The sequence below is a fragment of the Ilumatobacter fluminis genome, from assembly GCF_004364865.1.
Classification (GTDB): Bacteria; Actinomycetota; Acidimicrobiia; order Acidimicrobiales; family Ilumatobacteraceae; genus Ilumatobacter; species Ilumatobacter fluminis.
The window spans coordinates 24,194-43,252 of the sequence record NZ_SOAU01000001.1; the positions used below are offsets into that span (position 1 = coordinate 24,194).

Consider the following 19,059-nt stretch of genomic DNA (forward strand, 5'->3'; position numbering starts at 1 on the left):
GGCGGGTGGGCTCGGCTACCCTCCGGCGGGATGGGCGATCGACGGCCGAGCGTGGTGCTGACGGGCTTCATGGGCACCGGCAAGACCACCGTCGGACGCGTCCTCGCCGAACGGCTCGGCTACGAGTTCGTCGACACCGACGCGATCATCGTCGACCGTCACGGCCCGATCACCGAGATCTTCGCCGAGCACGGCGAAAACCACTTCCGGACGCTCGAACGCGAGGTCGCCGCGGAACTCGCCGAGCGTGACGGCCTCGTCGTCTCCACGGGCGGCCGCATGCTCGTCGACCCGGTCAACGCCGACGTGTTCGAGCGCCACCACGTCGTCGTTGCCCTCACGGCGACCCCCGACACGATCTTCCTGCGCGTCGGTGGCGACCGTGCCGCCGAGTCCCGCCCGATGTTCGCCGGGACCGACGTCCGCTCCCGAATCGCCGAACTGCTCGCCGAACGGTCCGCCGCCTACGCCCGCTTCCATCAGGTCGCCACCGACGACCGTTGGCCGAACCAGATTGCCGACGAGATCGTGGCGCTCGTCGACCACGTGACGGCCGACGACACACGCCGCCCCACCTGAGCGCTCGCAACTGCTGCGCTGGTCGACCCGGCGCCGTCGCGCAACGAGTGCATTGCGGACGCACGTCGTCGCACGCTCGTCGAGCGTGCTGACGTTATTCGGCGCGAAGCCGACCGGGCGTGTGCTGAGATGATGAAATGGGAGACACTCGTACCCGTCACCGGATGGCGTCGCTCGTCGCCTCAGCACTCGCCCTGGGCGCCACGGTCGCCGTGCTCGCGGCGCCGACCCCAGCCGACGCCGCCGCTGACGATGGGAACATCGTCGCAGTGCCGCCGGCCCGTTTGCTCGAGACTCGCACGAACCAGGCGTCACCGACGGTCGACGGCAAGTTCGATCGGTACGGGCGCGTTCCCGCCGGTGGAATCGTGCCGCTCGACGTCGCCGGCCGCGGCGGAGTCGACCCCGACGCGAGCGCTGCCTACCTGAACGTGACCGCCGTGAACCCCGGCGCCGACGGCCACCTGACCGTCTACCCGTGTACCGAGCAGGTCCCTGAATCGTCGAACGTCAACTACGTGCCGGGCGGCGCGGTGGCGAACAGTGTCGTCGCGAAGCTGTCGGCGTCGGGCAAGGTGTGCATCTTCAGTCATGCCGCCGTCGACATCGTCGTCGACGTGTCCGGCTACGTGCCCGCCGGAGCGGCGCCGATCCCGGTCGAGCCGGCCCGCCTGGTCGAGACCCGCAAGGTCGCCGATCGCGTCACCGTCGATCATCAGTACGAGGGGATCGGCCGCGTCGCCGGCGGCACGAGCGTCAAGTTCAAGGTGTGGGATCGCGGCCAAGAGGGAGACGAGGTTCCGACGACGGCCGAGGCCGTGTTCTTGAACGTGACCGCGATTCGGCCGGGCGGTCCCGGGCACTTCACCGTGTACCCGTGCACCGACTCGGTCCCCGAGGTGTCGAATCTGAACTACGTGACCAACCAGACGGTCCCGAACTCGGTGCTCGCGACCGTCTCCGATGACGGGCACGTGTGCATCTACACCCACGCCGACGCCGACCTGATCGCCGACGTGAACGCCTATCTCCCGGCGGGCGGAAACCGGACGGCGATCGAACCGGCACGATGCGCCGACACGCGGCCGCCCGAGCAAGGTGGGCGGACGTTCGACGGGCTGTTCCTCGGTGCCGGCCGCCAGGCGGCCGGTTCGGTGTATGCCGTCACGATCGCCGGGCGATGCGGGATTCCCGATGCCGCAGTCGCTGCGTACATCAACGTGACAGCGGTGAATCCGTCCGGGAACGGGCACCTGACCGTGTGGCCGTGCGACGAGCCGCAGCCCGGGTCGAGCAATGTGAACTATGTCGCGGGAACGGCGCGTCCCAACGCGGCGCTGTCGAAGATCAGCCTCGACGGCAACGGGCAGATCTGCATCTTCACCCTCGCCGAGACGCACCTGATCGTCGACGTGAACGGCTACGTGCCGCCGCCGTCGCCGGGGTTCACCCAGGTGGCCCACAGCGGCAACATCGGGTGCGGCGTCGACAGCGACGGTGGCGTGATCTGCTGGGGGCACAACCTGTACGAGGCGTTGCCGGGCTTCACCGCGCTGCGCGACAACAGCACGCAGGAGCAGCCGAGCGTGTACCCGTATCGGGTTCCCAACCTGTCGAACGTCATCGAGGTGTCGCTCTACGGCTACCGCGGCTGCGCCCTCCTCGAAGACGCCACGGCGGTGTGTTGGGGCCAGGGCACCAACGGCGAGCGCGGCGACGGGAAGCCGTTCTCCGGTGACGACGGCGTCATGGCGGGCCCGAATCCGGTCGTCGGGACGTCGGGCAGCGGCAAGCTCGACAACCTGACCAAGATCGTCACCGGTGCCCGCCACAGCTGCGCCCTCGACTCGACCGGCACGGCCTACTGCTGGGGGCGTGCGGCGTACGACGCCCTCGGTACGGGCGGGACGACGACGACGAGCACCCCCGCCCCCGTGACGGTCATTCCGCCTGGACGCACCGTCGACGACATCGCTGTCAGCAATGACTCGACGTGCGCACTGCTCGACGACGAGTCGGTCCTCTGCTGGGGGTTCGCCGCCGACGGGATCTACAGCTTCCTCGGCGACGGCGACGGCGACAACGGTGGTGTCGTGATGACCGACGCTGCAGCGACGAGCCCGCTCGCCGGAGTCGACTCGATCGATGGGCGTGCCTCCGGATTCTGCGCCGTGCGGACGAACGGCACGGTCTGGTGCTGGGGCTCCAACTTCTACGGACAGCTCGGCGACGGGACGACCGCCGAGCGGAGTCACGCCGTGCAGGTGAAGAACGTGAGCGGCGCCGTGCAGGTGAGCGGTGGGCAGAAGAACAACTGCGCCGTGACCGACGCGGGTGCATCGATCTGCTGGGGCGCTTATCGCGGGTTCGGGCCGGACAACCCCGACTCCGATGCGCCGCTGTGGTGGACTGCTCCCCTGTCGGGCGATGCCGTGAGCGTCGACGCGACCAGCGACGGGACTGCCTGCTGGCTGCTCGACGACGGCTTTGCGATGTGCGCCGGCGGCAACTTCAACTACCGGCTCGGCTTCCCGACCGACAGCGGCGCCGGCCAGCGCAACCCAGGATTCGTCCAGAGCTGGCTCGCCGACTGACGGCCCACAGCGCCAGCGGCAACGGCTGCGGCAGTTCACCGACCGAGCGAAGCGTTCGGAGATCGGTCACAACCTCCTGGTCGGGGGCGACTAGACCAGGGGGATGGCTGAGTTCACCTGCGGCGACGCGACGATCGCCTACGACCTCGAAGGACCCGACGACGGTGTCCCCGTCCTCCTCATCGCACCCGGCGGCATGCGTTCCGCGAACGCGATCTGGAACGACATGCCGTTCAACCCGCGCAGCGAACTGTCCGACACCTATCGGCTGATCGGGATGGACCAGCGCAACGCCGGGCGGTCGCACGCCCCGGTGACGCCCGACGACGGCTGGGACACGATGCGCGACGACCAGCTCGCGCTCCTCGACCATCTGGGAGTCGAGCAGTGCCACGTGCTCGGCATGTGCATCGGCGGTCCGTACATCGCGGGCCTGCTCCGAGCCGCGCCCGACCGCTTCCGGTCGGCGGTCATGCTGCAGCCGGTCGGCATCGAACCCGACGGCAGCAACCGCCAGGCGTTCTACGAGATGTTCGACGCGTGGGTCGACATGAAGACCGAGACGCACGGTGACGTCGACCGATCGACGTGGGACTCGTTCCGCAGCAACATGTGGGACGGCGACTTCGTGCTCACCGCGACCACCGACGACATGGCGGTCACCGACACACCGCTGTTGGTGGCGATGGGGAACGACCTCTACCACCCCCAGTCGACGTCGCGCACGATCGCCGACGTCGCGCCCGACGTCACCTTCGTCGAGACCTGGAAGGAAGGCGACGCCCTCGCCGCCTTCCCCGACCAGGTCCGCACCTTCCTCGCCGCCCACTAGCACCCAGTCCGGGAGTCGGGTCAGGTGTCAGAGGTGACGGCGAGGAACGAGCGTGCTCCGGGTCAAATGTCAGAGGTGACGGCGAGGAACGAGGGTGCGTCGGGTCAGGTGTCAGAGGTGACGGCGAGGAACGAGCCGTTACCGTCGATCACCTGACCCGGGGTCGGCGCGCGAACCCGAGGGAACGAGTTGTCGGGCCACACCACAGGACCCCGGAGTCAGGTGACCGCCGGTAACGGGTTCGGCTGCGCCTCACCCGTCACCTCTGGCACCTGACCCGCGGACCTGACCCGCGTACCCGACTCGCGTGTCCGGGGGTTACCGGATGACGGAGTCGGTGACCTGGATGGGGCCGCTGCCGAGGTAGAAGATGCCGGGGAAGCCCTGGGTCTCGAAGCCCAGACTCGGGTTGCCGCGCAGCTCCGACCGGTCGATCCGCAGGTTGCCCGTCCGGTTGTTCGACACGAAGAAGATCGCGCCGCCGCCCTCGCCCGCCAGGTTGTCGACGATCGAGGTGCCGATCACGTCGAGCGTGTACCGGTTGCCGTCGAGCGCGATCGCCCCACCGTTGCCACCGCCGGGCGTGCCGGGCTGGGCCGGGTTCGCCCCGTCACCGGTCGTCCGGTTGCCGGTGAACACCGAGTTGATGACCTGCCACGACACGCCGATGCTCGAGAGCGCACCGCCGTTCGAACAGCGGTTATCGGTGAACGTGCTCGTGGCCACGATCACGGGGAGGCCGTCGTACTGGCTCAACACGCGCAGCGCGCCGCCGCCGACATCGGGGCCGACCGGGTCGCACCGGTTGTTCGTGAACGTCGACTCCAGCACCTTCACGCGTCCGCCGCGAACGAACACGGCACCGCCGCCACCGCCGTCGACGTTCTGTCCGGTGCTGTTGCCGCGGGTGAACCCCATCCGCTGGATGGTGAGGGTCGGATGATCCTGGTTCTGGCAGTGTGGGGTGGTCCACACCTGGGCTTGATCGCAGGTGTTCATGTAGAGGATGCGGCGCTGGTCGGCACCGCTCAAGGTCACGAGTCCGCCTCCGTCGAGCACGATGTTCGGCCGGTTGTTGACGACCTTGGCGGTCGCCTGCATCGTGATCGTCACCGGGTCGGGCCCGCAGTCGAACGTGATGACGCCACCGGCCGCGACCGCCGACACGACGGCCTGCGAGGTGCAGCCCGTCGGGGTGCCGGTGCCGATCACGTGATCGGGGCGGGAGACGTCGACCGGCCGGGCGCTCGCCGGGAGGGGCACCCCGTTCGGATTGCCGGGGCTGCCGACCGTGTCGTCGACGACGCGGACGGCGTGTTCGGTCACCCGCGCCGGCTCGTCGATGCGCGAGGGCGCGGCCGCAACGGTCGCCCCCAGGGCGACGACGAACGCAACCACGGCAAGACCCCGCACAGGTGCAGTATCGGCGAGATCCGCCAGGAGTTGAGCGCGGCCGGCGTCGAGGACATCCGGGTCGGGTGTCGTACGGAACGGCAAGGTACGAGTGTGCTTCGGGTCAGGTGTCAGAGGTGACGGCGAGACGAGTGTGCTTCGGGTCAGGTGTCAGAGGTGACGGCGAGGAACGAGCCGTTACCGGCGATCACCTGACCCGGGACGGGTGCGCGAACCGAAGGGAACGAGTCGCCGGGCCAAGCCACAGGACCCCGGGTCAGGTGACCGCCGGTAACGCCTCGCCCAGGGGGCGAGTCGTCACCTCTGGCACCTGACCCGGTGGGTGTGGGGTGTCAGGCTTCGTCGCGGATGACTTGGAGGCCGGCGGGGTCGACGAGGCTGTCGTGGAGGCGGAGGTTGTGGTTGTGGCCCACGTGATGCAGGCCGAACGCCGACTGGATCGCCGTGTACATCCCCATTGCGTCGAGGGCGTTGTTGACCGACTGCTTCGCCAGCGTGAGCCCGATCGACGGACGTTTGGCGATGTGCTCGGCCATCGCCAACGTCGCCGACTCCAACTCGTCGCGGGCGACGACCTTGTTCACCATGCCGTGCCGCAACGCCTCCTCGGCGGTGATCGCCCGTCCGGTGAACAGCATCTCCTTCGCCAACCGGGCACCGGCTTCGAACGGGTGTGTGAAGTACTCGTGGCCGTTGACGCCGAACGCGACGACCGGGTCGGAGAACGTGGCGTCCTCCGAACAGACCACCAGGTCCATCGGCCACACCAGCATCAGGCCGCCGGCGATCACCTTGCCCTGCACCTGCGCGATGGTGGGCTTCGGCAGGTTGCGCCAGCGCCAGCACAGCCCGACGTACATCTCGGCCTCGGTCGCCATGTAGCCCTCGGCACCGGGCTGGTCGAAGCAGCACCACGTGCCGACCGGGTCGATGCCGTCCATGCTCGTGCCGGCTCGCAGGTCGTGTCCCGACGAGAAGTGGTTGCCGTCGGCGGCCAACACGATGGCTCGCACCTCGTCGTCGCGGGCCGCCCGGTCGAACGCCTCGTTGAGCTCCGACAGCATCCGATAGTCCTGGGCGTTCGCCGCCTCGGCCCGCGCCAACACGATGCGGGCGACCCGATCGGCCGGTCGTTCGTACCTGATGTGCTCCCAGTCGCTCATCTCCGAAGTGTGGTCGACCGGGCGACCGGCGGGCGTGCCGGGCGGGTGACAGGTTTCAGCCGGATGTGTGACGGGCACTCCGCCTGCATGTCGACGCGCCTTGACCACGACGCCCCCACCGTGGAGGTCACCGACCAACAGTTCGGCCGCCTCCGCATCACGAACCTCGCGCTCGCGGCACTCCACGCCACGTCCGGCGTGCTGATGCTCGTTCTGAACAACGGGTTCGAGATCGGTATCAGCTCGTTCTCGATCGGCGGCCCCCCGGGGACCGACCCGGAATCGGGCACCGTGAGCACGGTCTGGGAGTACCCGCTCGGCCCCGCCGTCGCAGCGTTCGCGTTCCTGTCGGCGCTGTTCCATCTGATCGTGGCGCTGCCGCCCGGAGCGTCGAAGTACCGCAGCGAACTCGAGCACGGACGCAACCGGTTCCGTTGGGTCGAATACTCGATGTCGGCCACGTTGATGATCGTCATCATCGCCACGATCACCGGCATCACCGACGTCGCCGCTCTGATCGCGATCGCTGCTGCGAACATCGCCATGATCCTGTTCGGATGGGTCATGGAAGTCGTCAACCGCCCCGATACCGACACGGTCTGGTGGGGACCGTTCTGGTTCGGTTGCATCGCCGGTGCTGCGCCGTGGATCGCGATCGCCGCCAATCTGGGCTACGCCATCAACAAGACCGACGAGGGTCCGCCGGCGTTCGTCTGGGGCATCCTCGTGTCGCTGTTCGTCCTGTTCAACTGCTTCGCCGTCAATCAGTGGCTGCAGTACAAGCGAGTCGGCAAGTGGAGCGACTACCTGGTCGGCGAGCGCACGTACGGCGTGCTCAGCCTCGTCGCCAAGACCGCCCTTGCCTGGCAGATCTTCGCCAACGTCCTGATCGACTGACCCCGTCGGGAGCCGGTCGCAACCGTCAGTAGATGGTGCGTGCCATGTGTTCGGGATAGCCGGCGTCGTAGGCGTCGCCGTCGAACGTGTCGACGATCCCGGCCATCACCTGGCCGACCGTCGGCACGTCGTCGTGGGTCCGGTGCTCGGCGTTCCAGAGGTCGGACCGCACCAACGCTTTCGGGCATTGGGTGTACACCTCGCCGACCGCCACCTCGATGATCGACGTCGGCACCTTGTCGTCCATCGCGAACGATGCGCGCAGCGCCGGGCAGGTGAGCAGTCGAGCGGTGCCGTTGACCCGCAGTGTCACACCGATGCCGGGCACGAAGAACAGCAGAGCGACCCGACCGTCACGGACGATGTTGCGGAGGGTGTCGACCCGGTTGTTGCCGCGCCGGTCGGGCATCATCAGGGTGCGTTCGTCGACGATGCGGACGAATCCGGCAGGATCGCCGCGCGGCGAACAGTCGACGCCCTCGGGCCCGACCGTGGCGACGACGACGAACGGTGACTCCTCCACGTAGCGGGCCTGCTCGGGCGTGATCGTCGGGGTGACCTTGCGCTCCATCCCCTCGCGCCACGGATACAGCTCCTCGAGCTGCTCGATCGAACGGACGAGGCCTCGGTCGTCGGCGGTGCTCATGCGCCGACGCTACCGCGCAGGGTCGCAGCGGTCAGCCGACGCTGCAGCGGCTGCAGTGTCCGGTGACCCGGACGTCGATCGCGTCGGTGACGAAGTCGGCGTGGCCGCCGAGCTCGCGTCGGAGTCGTTCGATGCTGGGCGCGTGGTGGTGGTACACGGCACCGCACCGGTCGCACACGAGGTGGATGACGGCATCGCCGTGGGCCCGTTCCCACGTGGCGGCGTCGCCGAGGCGCGACTCGCGGACGAGTTCGATCTCGGTGAACAGCGCCAGCGTGCGATAGATCGACGACTGGTTGATCCCCGGATCGAGCGACTGCACCCGTTCGGTGATCTCGAGTGCGTTGAGGTGCCCGTCGGTGTCGGCGAGCACCTGCCAGACGACGCTGCGAGGCCGCGTGACCCGATGCCCGTGCTCGCGCAACGTCGCCTCCAGCTCCATCTCGCCGAGCGTAGGCCGCCACGCCCCCGCTGCACGGATGGTTCGGATGATGTCTGACATCATCCGACACGGTCGTGACGGGCCCGAGCTGGTCGACGTCGGATGATGGCTGACATCATCCGACCGTTGTTGCGAGTGATTTGCAACAACGGGGTGGTCTGCGTACGCTCGCCGGAGTGCGGGTCGACCCCCGAGATCCGCACCCGAAGAAGGTGTTCTCACGATGACTCTGTTCGCCATGCACGCCCCCGACGGCTTCCTCGAGCCTGCCGTCGCCGCCGCGACCGCGGTCATCAGCGTCGCGATCCTCGCCCTGTGCCTGCGCGCCGCCAAGGACGAACTCGGCGACCGCCAGGTACCGCTCGCCGGTATCACCGCCGCGTTCGTGTTCGCCGCCCAGATGTTCAACTTCCCCGTCGCGTCGGGCACGTCCGGTCACCTGCTCGGCGGGGCGCTCGCCGCGATCCTGCTCGGGCCCCACGTCGGCACGCTGGTCGTCAGCGTCGTCGTGGTCGTGCAGGCCCTGCTCTTCGCCGACGGTGGGTTGACGGCGCTCGGGTACAACGTGCTCAACATGGCGATCGTTCCTGCGTTCGGTGGCTGGGCGCTCTACAAGCTGTTCCGCAAGGTGCTGCCCGCCAACGCGTCCGGCGTGGTCGTCGGCACCGGGCTCGCCGCTGCTGCCTCGGTCGTGCTGTCGTCGATGGCGTTCTCGATCGAGTGGCTGTTCGGTGCATCGGCACCGGTTCCGTTCGACACCGTCTTCACCGCCATGGTCGGTGTGCACGCCCTGATCGGCATCGGTGAAGGCGTGCTGAGCGCGCTCATGGTGTCGGCCGTGCTCGCCACCCGACCCGACCTGGTCGTCGGCGCACGCGATCTCGACATCGACGCCGTCTCCGACCGCCGTCCGGTCGGGGTGCGCGCCTTCGTGCTCGGCGGATTGCTCGTCGCGGTCTTCTTCGCTGCCGTCGTCAGCCAGTTCGCCGTCGACGACCCCGACGGTCTCGAGCGCGTCGCGATCGACGAGGGATTCGAGAGCTCCGCGGAGGAGCACGCGATCGCCGACAGCATCTTCGCCGACTACGCGACGACCGGTATCGACAACGAGACGGTCAGCCTGGCGGTCGCCGGTCTCGCCGGTGTCGCGCTCACGCTGCTCGTCGGCTACGGCATCGTCGTCGCGACGAGACGACCCGGCCGACGTCTGGCCGCCTGATGGCGGGCGGCCGGGCCCACTCACCGGGGCACGCCCACCTCCATGTCCCGGGCACGAGTCGCATCCACCGACTCGCACCCGCACCGAAGCTGATCGGACTCGTCGCGTTCGTCTCCACCGTCGCGCTCACCCCGCGCCGTGATGTCGCCGCGTTCGCCGTGTACGGCGCAGTCGTGATCGCGCTCGTCGTGATCGCACGGCTGCCGATCCGTCTCGTCCTGTCGCGACTCGTCGTGATCGTGCCGTTCCTCGTCTTCGCGGCGATCGTGCCGTTCATCGGGACCGGCGAACAGGTCGACGTGCTCGGGATGTCGCTGTCGGAAGACGGTCTGTGGGCGGCATTCGGTGTCGCATCGAAGGCCCTCCTCGGTGCCACCGCGGCCATCGTCTTCGCCGCCACGACGCCGGTCCCCGACGTGGTGCGGGCGTTGTCGGAGCTGCGGGTGCCGTCGGTGATCGTCGGCATCGTCGCGTTCATGTTCCGCTACCTCGACCTCATCGTCGACCAGCTGCGTCGGATGCGGCAGGCGATGGTCGCCCGCTGCCACGACCCACGCTGGCTCTGGCAGGTCGGCCCGATCGCCTCGTCGTCGGGCACCCTCTTCGTCCGCTCCTACGAACGTGGCGAGCGGGTGCACCAGGCGATGCTCGCCCGCGGCTTCGACGGGCGGATGCCCGATCTCGACGAGCGACCCACGCCGCTTACCGACTGGCCGATCGCACTGATTCCGGCGGCGATCGCAGCGGCCGCCCTGCTCACGGTGGTGTTGGCGTGAGTGACGTGACGATCACCGGCCTCGCGTTCCGGTATCCCGGCACACACCACCGGGTGCTCGACGATCTCGACCTGTCGGTCTCGTCGGGCGAGCGAGTCGCCGTGCTCGGACCGAACGGTTCGGGCAAGACCACACTGGTGCTGCACCTCAACGGTCTGCTCGAACTGCAGCACGGCGAGATCCGCATCGGTAATGCACCGGTCGACGCCGATCACCTGCGCGAGGTCCGCCGTCGGGTCGGCCTCGTGTTCCAGGACGCCGACGACCAGTTGTTCATGCACAGCGTGCACGACGACGTTGCGTTCGGTCCGGCCAACCTCGGTATCGACGGTGACGAACGCGAACGACGCGTCGCCGACGCGTTGGAGTCGGTCGGAGCCGCCGACCTCGGGCCGCGTACACCGCATCACCTGAGCGGCGGCGAGAAGCGGCGTGCTGCGCTCGCCACGGTGCTGGCGATGGACCCCGACGTGTTGGTGCTCGACGAACCGACATCCGGACTCGACCCGGTGGGTCGCCGCGAGTTGTCGGAGCTGTTGGTCGGGCTGGAGCAGACCCAGCTGATCGTCACCCACGACCTGCCGTTCGCCTTGGCGACGTGCCCGAGGGCCGTGATCCTCGACGGCGGCCGGGTCGTCGCCGACGGTTCCACCCGGTCACTCCTCGCCGACGACGCCCTCCTCGCCACCCACCGCCTCGAGCTCCCCTTCGGCTACACCATCACCTGAGTCGGATGATGTCAGACATCATCCGACGGGGTCGTGAAACGCCGAGCTGATCGACGTCGGATGATGTCTGACATCATCCGTCGGATGGGGTCTGACCTCATCCGACGGTGTCAGAGGGAGTCGAGGAAGGTTCGCAGGGCGGGGTTGACGGTGTCGGGGTGGGTCATGTTGGGGGCGTGTGCGGCACCCTCGACCTCGATGACGCCGCGGTGGTCGGGCAGCGTGGCGGCGAGCGCCAGCGCCCGCTGGAGTGCGATCGCCTGATCGTCGGTGCCGTGGATCGACATGACCGGGCAGCGGATCTCGCCGGCCCGGTCGGAGATGTCGTCCCGGTTCAGGAGCGCCCCGCCGGCGAGGGTGAGCTGCGACGGGTCGATCGCCTGCCACTTCGGGATCCATTCCTCGGCGAGTTGCTCGTCGCCGAGGATCAGGCCGGCCACGATCTGGAACACGCCGGCCCGTTCCTCGTCGGTGCCGTTGCCGAACACGTGGAGCATGCCGCGGTAGCCGTCGAGCGTTTCCTCGTCGTCGGTGTCGGCCGCCGAGTCGATCAGCACCACGGCTCGCACCCGATCGGGGTGGGCGAGCGCGGCGCGCAGTGACAAGAAGCCGCCCTGCGACATGCCGACGAAGACGGCCTCGTCGATCTCGAGGTGGTCGAGCAAGGCGACGGCGTCGTCGGCCGAGTCCCAGTAGCTGAACTCACCGGTTGCCGCCGTGCCACCGAAGCCGCGCTCGTCCCAGCGGACGCAGCGGTAGTCACCGCCGAGCGCCTCCACCTGCCGGTCGAACATCGACCGGTCCATCAGGAAGCCGTGGCTGAACAGCACCGCCGGGCCGTCACCGCCCGTGTCGTCGTAGTGAACCGTGACCCCGTTGACCTGTGCTGTCCCCATCCCGCGAACCGTATTACACGCATGCGGCCGGACCAGGTCGGTTGATGTCAGACATCATCCGACCGGGTCCTGAAACGCCCGAGCTGATGGACGTCGGATGATGTCTGACATCATCCGACCGTCAGTCGGGGTTGGCGAGGCGCGGCGGGAAGCCGCCCTTTGCGATGGGGCCCCAGCGGTCGACGGAGATGCGGATCAGGCACTTGCCCTGACGTTCCATCGCGGCGCGGTAGTCGTCCCAGTCGGAATGCTCGCCGGAGATGACCCGGAAGTAGTCGACCAGACCGTCGAGGGCGTCGGGGAGGTCGATCACCTCGGCGGCGCCCTCGACCTGCACCCACTCGTCGTCGAACTCGTTCGACATGACCATGATCGACGCGCGCGGGTCGCGGCGGATGTTGTGCACCTTGGCGCGTTCGGGGTAGCTCGACACGACGATGTGGTCGTCGCTCGACAGCCCCATCGTCACGAGCGACGATTGCGGCCAGCCGTCGCGGCGGAAGGTGTGCAGGACACCGTGGTGGCGTGGACGGACGAACTCGAGCAGCTCGTCGCGGTCGACTCGGCGGTTGGTGGCGATCGAAACCATGCCGTCCGTTGTAGCCGCTCGGACGGTTTCACGGCGACGTGTCAGGGGTATCGACATCCCATGATCATCTTGGGAGTCATCCTCATCATCCTCGGGGCGTTGCTCTCGATCCCCGTGCTGTACACCATCGGCATCATCCTGGCCGTCATCGGTCTGGTCCTGTGGGTGCTCGGCGCGATGGGCCGGAGCATCGGCGGCCGAGCGCACTACTACTGACCCGTACCGAACCAACTGACCTGAACCGGGTCGGGTGATCGTGGGGAACGTCGACTGCGTCGTCGTTCCCCACGGCACCCGACCCGGTTCGCGTCCGGGCGTTCGTGCCGGCAGGCGGGTAGCGTCGGCGCACATGCGGATCTCCGAGCGGGTCGACAACGCCGTGCGGGCGATGGCCGAACTCGCGGTCGGCGACGGCGCGCCGGTCAAGGCCGAGTCGATCTCGTCGCACCAGGACATCTCGCTCAAGTACCTGCTCGACATCCTGCGCGACCTCAAGCGCGCCGAACTCGTCCGGTCGAAACGAGGCCCCGACGGCGGGTTCACCCTGAGCCGGTCGGCGACCGACATCTCGCTCGCCGACGTGTTCCGAGCCGTCGACGGGCCATTGGCCGACGTCCACGACGAGAGCCTGCGAGGGCTGTCGTACCCCGCCCCGGCAGAAGACCTGCCCCAGGTCTGGATGGCGATCCGCGGCAGTTTGCGTCGCGTGCTGGAGACCGTCACCGTGGCCGATCTCGTCGAGCACCGCCTCCCCGACGCGGTGAACGAACTCGCCGCCGAGTACCGACGAACCACCGAGGAACGCTTTGGTCACTGATCTCGAACGCAACGCCGCTCTCCACGCCGTTCGGAGCGCTGCCACGCTGTGCTCCGCAGCCCAGGGTCGGCTCGTCGCCGGGGAGACGCTCACCAAGGGCGACGACAGCCCGGTGACGGTCGCCGACTTCGCGGCGCAAGCCGTCGTCGTCGAGGCGTTGACCGATCGGCTCGGTTCGATCGAACTCGTCGGCGAGGAAGACCCGGCCGATCTGGCGAGCGACGATCAGGCCAGCCTGCGTGACGGCGTGACCGCGCTCGTGTCGACACAGTTGGGCCACGATGTCGCGGCCGGACAAGTGCTCGACTGGATCGGCGTCGGCGGCTCCGACGGGCGGTCCGACCGGTACTGGACCCTCGACCCGATCGACGGCACGAAGGGCTTCCTGCGCGGCGACCAGTACGCGATCGCGCTCGCCCTCATCGAGGACGGCGAGGTCGTGTTGGGTGTGCTCGGCTGCCCCAATCTCCCCAATCCCGACGGTTCCACCGGTGCCGTCTTCGTCGCGTCCGGCGGCGAGGCGGTCGCCTACCCGGCCGGGGCGACCGATCCGGTCCGGGTGGGGGTGGCCGAACCGGCGACGCTCGCCGAGGCTCGATTCTGCGAGTCGGTCGAGTCCGGCCACTCGAGCCACGACGACGCCGCCGAGATCGCGTCGCGGCTCGGGATCGTCGCCGAGCCGTACCGCATCGACAGTCAGTGCAAGTACGCGGCCGTCGCCCGAGGTGACGCGTCGATCTACCTGCGGCTCCCGACCCGGCCCGGGTATCGCGAGAAGATCTGGGACCACGCGGCCGGCAAGTTCGTCGTCGAGCAGGCGGGCGGTGTCGTCACCGACGTCGACGGCGCGTCGCTCGACTTCCGCCACGGTCGACGCCTCGAGGAGAACCGCGGCATCGTCGCGACCGACGGACGGTTCCACGACCGGGTGATCGAGGTCGTCCGCGACGTCCTGGCCTGACGACACGATCGTCGATGCCGTCGACGCCGTCCGTCGACCGGCCTACGCCAGTGCGGTGATCCGGTTCGCCCGGCGCTGGAGGAGCAGGAGCACCACGGCGGCTGCGATCAGCACGGGGAGTACGAACTCGGTGCGATACCAGCCGAGCCAGGCGATACCGCCGCGCTTCGCGACCGGCAGGTCGATCGTGACGACGGCGTCGTCGCCGGCGCGGAGCTCGACCGGGATCGTCACCCCGTCGAGGCGCTCGATGCGTCCCGATCGGTACGGCGACGACAACCAGTCGTAGTCACCCAACGGCCGGGCGTCGGTGAACTCGTCGGGCTGCACCTCGAGCACGTACTCGTCGGACGGCACCATCGTGAACCGGTACGTGCCGTCGTGCGACGTCCATTGGCGTTCGACCTCGGCACCGTCGACATGGCGGAGCACGACGGCGACGCCGGCGACCGGCCGCTCCCAGGCGGTGTCACCGACGAGATCGTTCGGCTCGTAGTCGGCGTCACGGTCGGGGTCGACCCAGAGACGCCCGGTGATCTGGTGGAGGTGCACCGTCGCGATGTCGGCGTCGTCCTCCTCCGCCCATGCGCCGTTGTCGTCGATGATGCCGCCGTCGGCGGTGTAGGCGTTGGGACGATTTCGGATCGAGTCGGCTGTTTCGTTGCCGGGCGTCGAGTCGTCGTCGCGATCGGCGTAGCCGGTGAGTTCGACGACGTTCACGAACGGTGATTGGCCGGGGTCGTCGACGTTCACGATGACCGTGAGGCGTCGGGTCTCGCCCGGTGCGAGTTGTGCCGATTCGGTGATGTGCCACCGAATGGTTCTGCCGTCCGTCGCGTCGGTGTCGGCACCGTGGCTCGCTGCGAGCACGGAGGTGCCGTAGGGGATGCGGTCGACGAACGAGAACGCACCCGACGGTTCCGAGCCCTGGTTGTGGATGATGATCTCGAACGCCAGCACGCCGAGCACGTCGTCGTGGCGCACCCACCGGGTCGCCACGGCGAGGTCGTACTGTTCCTGGAAACCGAAGTCGGTCGAGTGGTCGACGAGTGGTTCGAGCGCTGGTGTGTCGGGGTCGTCGCCGGCGTGGACGGGCGCGTAGGTCATGCCCGACACGGTCGTGTCGTCCTGCGCGACGAGCGCGTCGGAGTCGAGTCGTGCGTCGCCGCCGAGGTGCGGGTGGGTCGGCCTGAGGCCGGTGTGTTCGCCCCATCGACCGAACGGTCCGCTGGTCGAGTTCCGGTGGGCGACGGTGACGAGGTAGTCGTCGCGGTCGGCGAGGGGCACCTTGCCGTCGTCGCGGAAGCGGTAGCGGCCGTCCGAGTCGGTCACGGCGGTCGTGAGGACGACCCCGTCGGGTGCGCGCAGTTCCATCTCGACCCCGCCGATCGACGGCTCGTCTGCGTCCTGGTCTCCGTCGCCGTCGACGTCGCGCCACACCCGACCACCGATCTCGATCGGTGCGGTCTCGCACAGCAGCGCGAGGCCGGCGAGTCCGGACGACTTCTCGAAGGTGTGGTCGGGTTCGGCGTTGCGTCCGTCGTACAGGCGGACGCCGCGCACGAACTCGCCGGTCGAGGTGTCGTGCCAGGCGATCCCGCCCGACCGCCACGGTTCGGCCCATCCGACGAGCGGGTCCATCTGCGTCACCACGACGGCCTCCTTGCCGGTGCCGTCGTCGGGCATCGTGACGACGCCGCCGAGTGTCGTCTCGGCGTGCCACCCGTAGCTGTCGCCGTCGAAGAACTCGAAGCCGTTGCCGACGCCGCCGTCACAGTCGCCGGTGCCTTCGATGACCCAGCCGTCGCCGTCGGGACAGGCCCGTTGGAGATCGCCGGCGATCACAGTCTCGACGATGTCGTGGGTGTCGCCGTCGGTCGTCGGCGCGGTGCTGTCGGGCATCGTCTGGTGTCCCCACCGGTCGCCGAGCGCGACGATCAGATTGCCGGCACCGTCGACGTCGATGTCGGTGACGGCGGGTTGGGGGTACGACACGACGTCGTGTTCGGTGCGGAACGGCACGGCGTCGACCCACGGTCGCCAGACGGCGGCGTTCGAGAGCAGGCCGTTGTCGTACGTGACGCCCCTGTCCGCGTCGAGGTCCCAGGCCAACCGCACCTCGAACCCGTTCCCGACCGACTTGGCTGTTCCGACGGTCTCGGTCATCTCGACGACGTAGGCGCGCAACTGGGTCGGGTCGCCGAGCGGTCGCGCGTCGGCCTGCTCGTCGTCGATCGCCCCGCCGGGTTCCACGGTCGACTCGGCGGAACAGACGACGCCGACGAGCAGGCGATCGTCCGATGTGATGCCGAGACCGAACGGGCGCAGGTCGCCGAACGGTGACGCCTCGGTGGCGTTGCATCGGCTGATCCCGAGCGTGTCGGCCGTGAGCGGTCGGCGCCCGGTCACGTCGCCGGACGGCAGCGCGACCGTCACGAGTTCGCGCCGACCGAGGTCGACGGCGAACAACTGTGTGCCGTCGTTCGTCACCTCGATGTCGCCGAGACCGGTCCGGTAGACGTCGTCGAACGCCGCCGCGTCGGAGCGAACGTCGCCGTCGGTGTCGTGCGGGTCGGTGGCGTTCCGGTCGACGATCGTGAGCAGCTCGGGCTCGGCACCGGGCCTGAGTCGGTAGATCGCCGTCGGGTTGCCGGCCGGGTTGAGATCGGACCGCAGCGTCGTGTGCCGCTTCACGAACGCGGCGGCATAGACGTTGCCGCGCCAGTCGGTGGCGATGCCGTGGATCGAACCGACGGTGTCGACGTCGGCGGCCGGCTCGGGTGCCAGGGTGAGCCAGTCGTCGGCGCTGTCTCCGTCGACAGCGCCGACATCGACGGTCGACGGATCGACCAGTTCGACGGCCGGGACGCGGCCGCCGTCGGGGTGATCGGCGGCGCGGTAGCACCCGGTGACGAGGGTGGCGCTGTGTGCGCACGACGCTCCGGGCACGAAGACGCCGAACGAGCCGGTCGGCTCGCCGGTACACGAGTCGGCATCGTCGACGAACTGCACGTCGCTGCCGTTGTGGGGCCCGGTGGGGCCGGGCTCGAACCCGTCGGGCGTCTCGAACTCGAGTCGGATCGGGAACTGGTCGTCGTCGAGATCGACGTGCCAGGTGCCGGTGTCGTCGGTGTCGGCCGTGATCGCTCGGCCGGTGCGGTCGGTGGTCCGGATCGTGACGCCGGCGACGCCGGACTCCGTCTCGTCGTGTTCGCCGTCGAAGTCGAGGTCGTCGAACACGACGCCCCCGCAGCCCGACGAGTGCGCCGCCACGGGCTCGGTGGATGCCGTGACCGTCGTCGGGGACGCGACCGTCCAGCCGGTTGCCGTCGCGCCGAGCGCGATCACGAGCGAGAGGAGGCGATGCATCGTCGGTCGATCCGTGTCGTGCCTGGTCATCGGCATGACCGGGTCGGATCTTGACGTTCTCCTGAAGTTCGCGACCCGTGGAGGGGTGGCAGTTCGCCGCAATTGTTGTATTGTCCGTAGTCTTACCGGACAATACGACCACCGTTTCGAATGGACTTGTGATGACCGAATCCGCCGGCACGACGACCGGAACGATCGACGCCGACGGCCTGACCGCCGGCCGCCTGACCCACCTGCAACGGCTCGAGGCCGAGGCGATCCACATCATGCGCGAGGCCGTCGCCGAGAGCGAGCGCCCGGCGATGCTGTACTCGGTCGGCAAGGACAGCTCGGTGCTCCTGCACTTGGCCCGCAAGGCGTTCTACCCGTCGCCGCCGCCGTTCCCGCTGGTGCACGTCGACACGACGTGGAAGTTCCAGGCGATGTACGAGTTCCGAGGCAAGGCGGCCGAGGAGGCCGGCATGGAGCTGATCGTCCACCAGAACCCCGAGTGCATCGAGCGCGGCATCAACCCCTTCGACCACGGCTCGGCACTCCACACCGACATGTGGAAGACCGAAGGCCTCAAGCAGGCGATCGACCAGAACAAGTTCGACCTCTGCTTCGGCGGCGCCCGCCGTGACGAGGAGAAGTCACGCGCCAAGGAGCGCGTCTTCTCGATCCGCTCGCCGCAACACCAGTGGGACCCGAAGCGCCAGCGTCCCGAACTCTGGTCGATCTACAACGCCCGCCGCAGCCCCGGCGAGACGGTTCGCGTGTTCCCGATCAGCAACTGGACCGAGCTCGACGTGTGGCAGTACATCCATCTCGAGCAGATCCCGATCGTGCCGCTGTACTTCTCGGCGCCGCGCCCCGTCGTCGACCGCGACGGCGTGCTGATCATGGTCGACGACGACCGCATGCCGCTCGACGACGGCGAGGTCCCGATGATGAAGAACGTGCGGTTCCGCACGCTCGGTTGCTACCCACTCTCGGGCGCGATCGAGAGCGACGCCGACACGCTCACCGGGATCATCCAGGAGATGCTGCTCGCGACCACGTCCGAGCGGCAGGGGCGCATCATCGACTTCGACGGCGCCGCATCGATGGAGAAGAAGAAGCAGGAGGGCTACTTCTGATGAACGACGCAACGACGCTC

At 68.7% G+C, this 19,059-nt stretch carries 18 protein-coding genes; 11 read left to right on the top strand and 7 right to left on the bottom strand.

Annotated elements, in window-relative coordinates; all coding sequences use genetic code 11:
- The first annotated feature begins 30 nt into the window (after window positions 1–30).
- From BDK89_RS00125 to BDK89_RS00135, 3 genes are all read left to right on the top strand, one after another.
- Entirely contained in the window at window positions 31–579 is a 549-nt protein-coding gene (locus BDK89_RS00125) for a shikimate kinase (protein ID WP_133867016.1), read from the top strand.
- 164 nt (window positions 580–743) lie between these two features.
- Window positions 744–3,173 carry an RCC1 domain-containing protein gene (locus tag BDK89_RS00130; protein ID WP_133867017.1) on the top strand — a complete coding sequence of 810 codons (2,430 nt, stop codon included), beginning with the start codon at window positions 744–746 and terminating at the stop codon, window positions 3,171–3,173.
- Window positions 3,174–3,276: 103 nt separating this feature from the next.
- Window positions 3,277–4,005 (top strand): alpha/beta fold hydrolase, encoded by a 729-nt coding sequence (locus tag BDK89_RS00135; RefSeq protein WP_133867018.1) that lies wholly within the window; start codon window positions 3,277–3,279, stop codon window positions 4,003–4,005.
- A 318-nt stretch (window positions 4,006–4,323) separates the two neighbouring features.
- On the opposite strand, the gene BDK89_RS00140 is transcribed toward BDK89_RS00135, so the two are convergent.
- Together BDK89_RS00140 and BDK89_RS00145 are read right to left on the bottom strand one after the other, a co-directional pair.
- On the bottom strand, window positions 4,324–5,403 hold the full coding sequence (locus BDK89_RS00140) for a hypothetical protein (RefSeq protein WP_133870914.1): 1,080 nt from the start codon (window positions 5,401–5,403) through the stop codon (window positions 4,324–4,326).
- Between the two features lie 347 nt (window positions 5,404–5,750).
- Entirely contained in the window at window positions 5,751–6,581 is an 831-nt protein-coding gene (locus tag BDK89_RS00145; RefSeq protein ID WP_133867019.1) for an enoyl-CoA hydratase, read from the bottom strand.
- An 87-nt stretch (window positions 6,582–6,668) separates the two neighbouring features.
- Here BDK89_RS00145 and heR point away from each other — a divergent pair, with 87 nt between their 5' ends.
- Window positions 6,669–7,478: a heliorhodopsin HeR gene (heR, locus tag BDK89_RS00150; RefSeq protein ID WP_133867020.1), complete on the top strand. Its 810-nt coding sequence runs from the start codon at window positions 6,669–6,671 to the stop codon at window positions 7,476–7,478.
- Between the two features lie 25 nt (window positions 7,479–7,503).
- Here heR and BDK89_RS00155 read toward each other — a convergent pair whose 3' ends face one another.
- A complete protein-coding gene (locus tag BDK89_RS00155; protein ID WP_133867021.1) occupies window positions 7,504–8,124 on the bottom strand; it encodes an MSMEG_1061 family FMN-dependent PPOX-type flavoprotein in 621 nt (206 codons plus the stop codon).
- Window positions 8,125–8,155: 31 nt separating this feature from the next.
- Entirely contained in the window at window positions 8,156–8,566 is a 411-nt protein-coding gene (locus BDK89_RS21505) for a Fur family transcriptional regulator (RefSeq protein ID WP_166657267.1), read from the bottom strand.
- Between the two features lie 223 nt (window positions 8,567–8,789).
- Here BDK89_RS21505 and BDK89_RS00165 point away from each other — a divergent pair, with 223 nt between their 5' ends.
- From BDK89_RS00165 to BDK89_RS00175, 3 genes are read left to right on the top strand one after another with little or no spacing between them, the layout of a single operon-like run.
- Window positions 8,790–9,785, top strand: coding sequence for an energy-coupling factor ABC transporter permease (locus BDK89_RS00165; protein ID WP_208293903.1), 996 nt, complete (start codon window positions 8,790–8,792; stop codon window positions 9,783–9,785).
- Window positions 9,785–10,561, top strand: a complete 777-nt coding sequence (cbiQ, locus tag BDK89_RS00170) for a cobalt ECF transporter T component CbiQ (protein ID WP_133867024.1) — start codon at window positions 9,785–9,787, stop codon at window positions 10,559–10,561. The genes BDK89_RS00165 and cbiQ overlap by 1 nt, the downstream gene beginning before the upstream one ends.
- Window positions 10,558–11,289, top strand: a complete 732-nt coding sequence (locus tag BDK89_RS00175; RefSeq protein WP_133867025.1) for an energy-coupling factor ABC transporter ATP-binding protein — start codon at window positions 10,558–10,560, stop codon at window positions 11,287–11,289. The genes cbiQ and BDK89_RS00175 overlap by 4 nt, the downstream gene beginning before the upstream one ends.
- Before the next feature lie 110 nt (window positions 11,290–11,399).
- Here BDK89_RS00175 and BDK89_RS00180 read toward each other — a convergent pair whose 3' ends face one another.
- Both BDK89_RS00180 and BDK89_RS00185 read right to left on the bottom strand, forming a co-directional pair.
- Window positions 11,400–12,185, bottom strand: a complete 786-nt coding sequence (locus BDK89_RS00180) for an alpha/beta fold hydrolase (RefSeq protein WP_133867026.1) — start codon at window positions 12,183–12,185, stop codon at window positions 11,400–11,402.
- Between the two features lie 121 nt (window positions 12,186–12,306).
- Window positions 12,307–12,774 (bottom strand): PPOX class F420-dependent oxidoreductase, encoded by a 468-nt coding sequence (locus tag BDK89_RS00185; RefSeq protein ID WP_133867027.1) that lies wholly within the window; start codon window positions 12,772–12,774, stop codon window positions 12,307–12,309.
- Window positions 12,775–12,834: 60 nt separating this feature from the next.
- Here BDK89_RS00185 and BDK89_RS21510 point away from each other — a divergent pair, with 60 nt between their 5' ends.
- The 3 genes from BDK89_RS21510 to BDK89_RS00195 all read left to right on the top strand — a co-directional run bounded on the left by BDK89_RS21510 (window position 12,835) and on the right by BDK89_RS00195 (window position 14,552).
- Window positions 12,835–12,990 carry a DUF6131 family protein gene (locus BDK89_RS21510; RefSeq protein ID WP_166657268.1) on the top strand — a complete coding sequence of 52 codons (156 nt, stop codon included), beginning with the start codon at window positions 12,835–12,837 and terminating at the stop codon, window positions 12,988–12,990.
- A gap of 133 nt (window positions 12,991–13,123) precedes the next feature.
- The gene (locus tag BDK89_RS00190) at window positions 13,124–13,591 is read left to right on the top strand and encodes an RrF2 family transcriptional regulator (protein ID WP_133867028.1); all 468 of its coding nucleotides are present in this window, start codon (window positions 13,124–13,126) and stop codon (window positions 13,589–13,591) included.
- Window positions 13,581–14,552 (top strand): 3'(2'),5'-bisphosphate nucleotidase, encoded by a 972-nt coding sequence (locus BDK89_RS00195; protein WP_133867029.1) that lies wholly within the window; start codon window positions 13,581–13,583, stop codon window positions 14,550–14,552. The genes BDK89_RS00190 and BDK89_RS00195 overlap by 11 nt, the downstream gene beginning before the upstream one ends.
- A gap of 42 nt (window positions 14,553–14,594) precedes the next feature.
- Here the strand turns inward: BDK89_RS00195 and BDK89_RS00200 are convergent, their stop codons facing one another.
- Window positions 14,595–17,921, bottom strand: coding sequence for an SdrD B-like domain-containing protein (locus tag BDK89_RS00200; protein WP_166657269.1), 3,327 nt, complete (start codon window positions 17,919–17,921; stop codon window positions 14,595–14,597).
- A gap of 161 nt (window positions 17,922–18,082) precedes the next feature.
- On the opposite strand from BDK89_RS00200, the gene cysD reads away from it, so the two are divergent.
- Window positions 18,083–19,039 (top strand): sulfate adenylyltransferase subunit CysD, encoded by a 957-nt coding sequence (gene cysD / locus BDK89_RS00205; protein ID WP_133867031.1) that lies wholly within the window; start codon window positions 18,083–18,085, stop codon window positions 19,037–19,039.
- The last annotated feature ends 20 nt before the right edge of the window (window positions 19,040–19,059 follow it).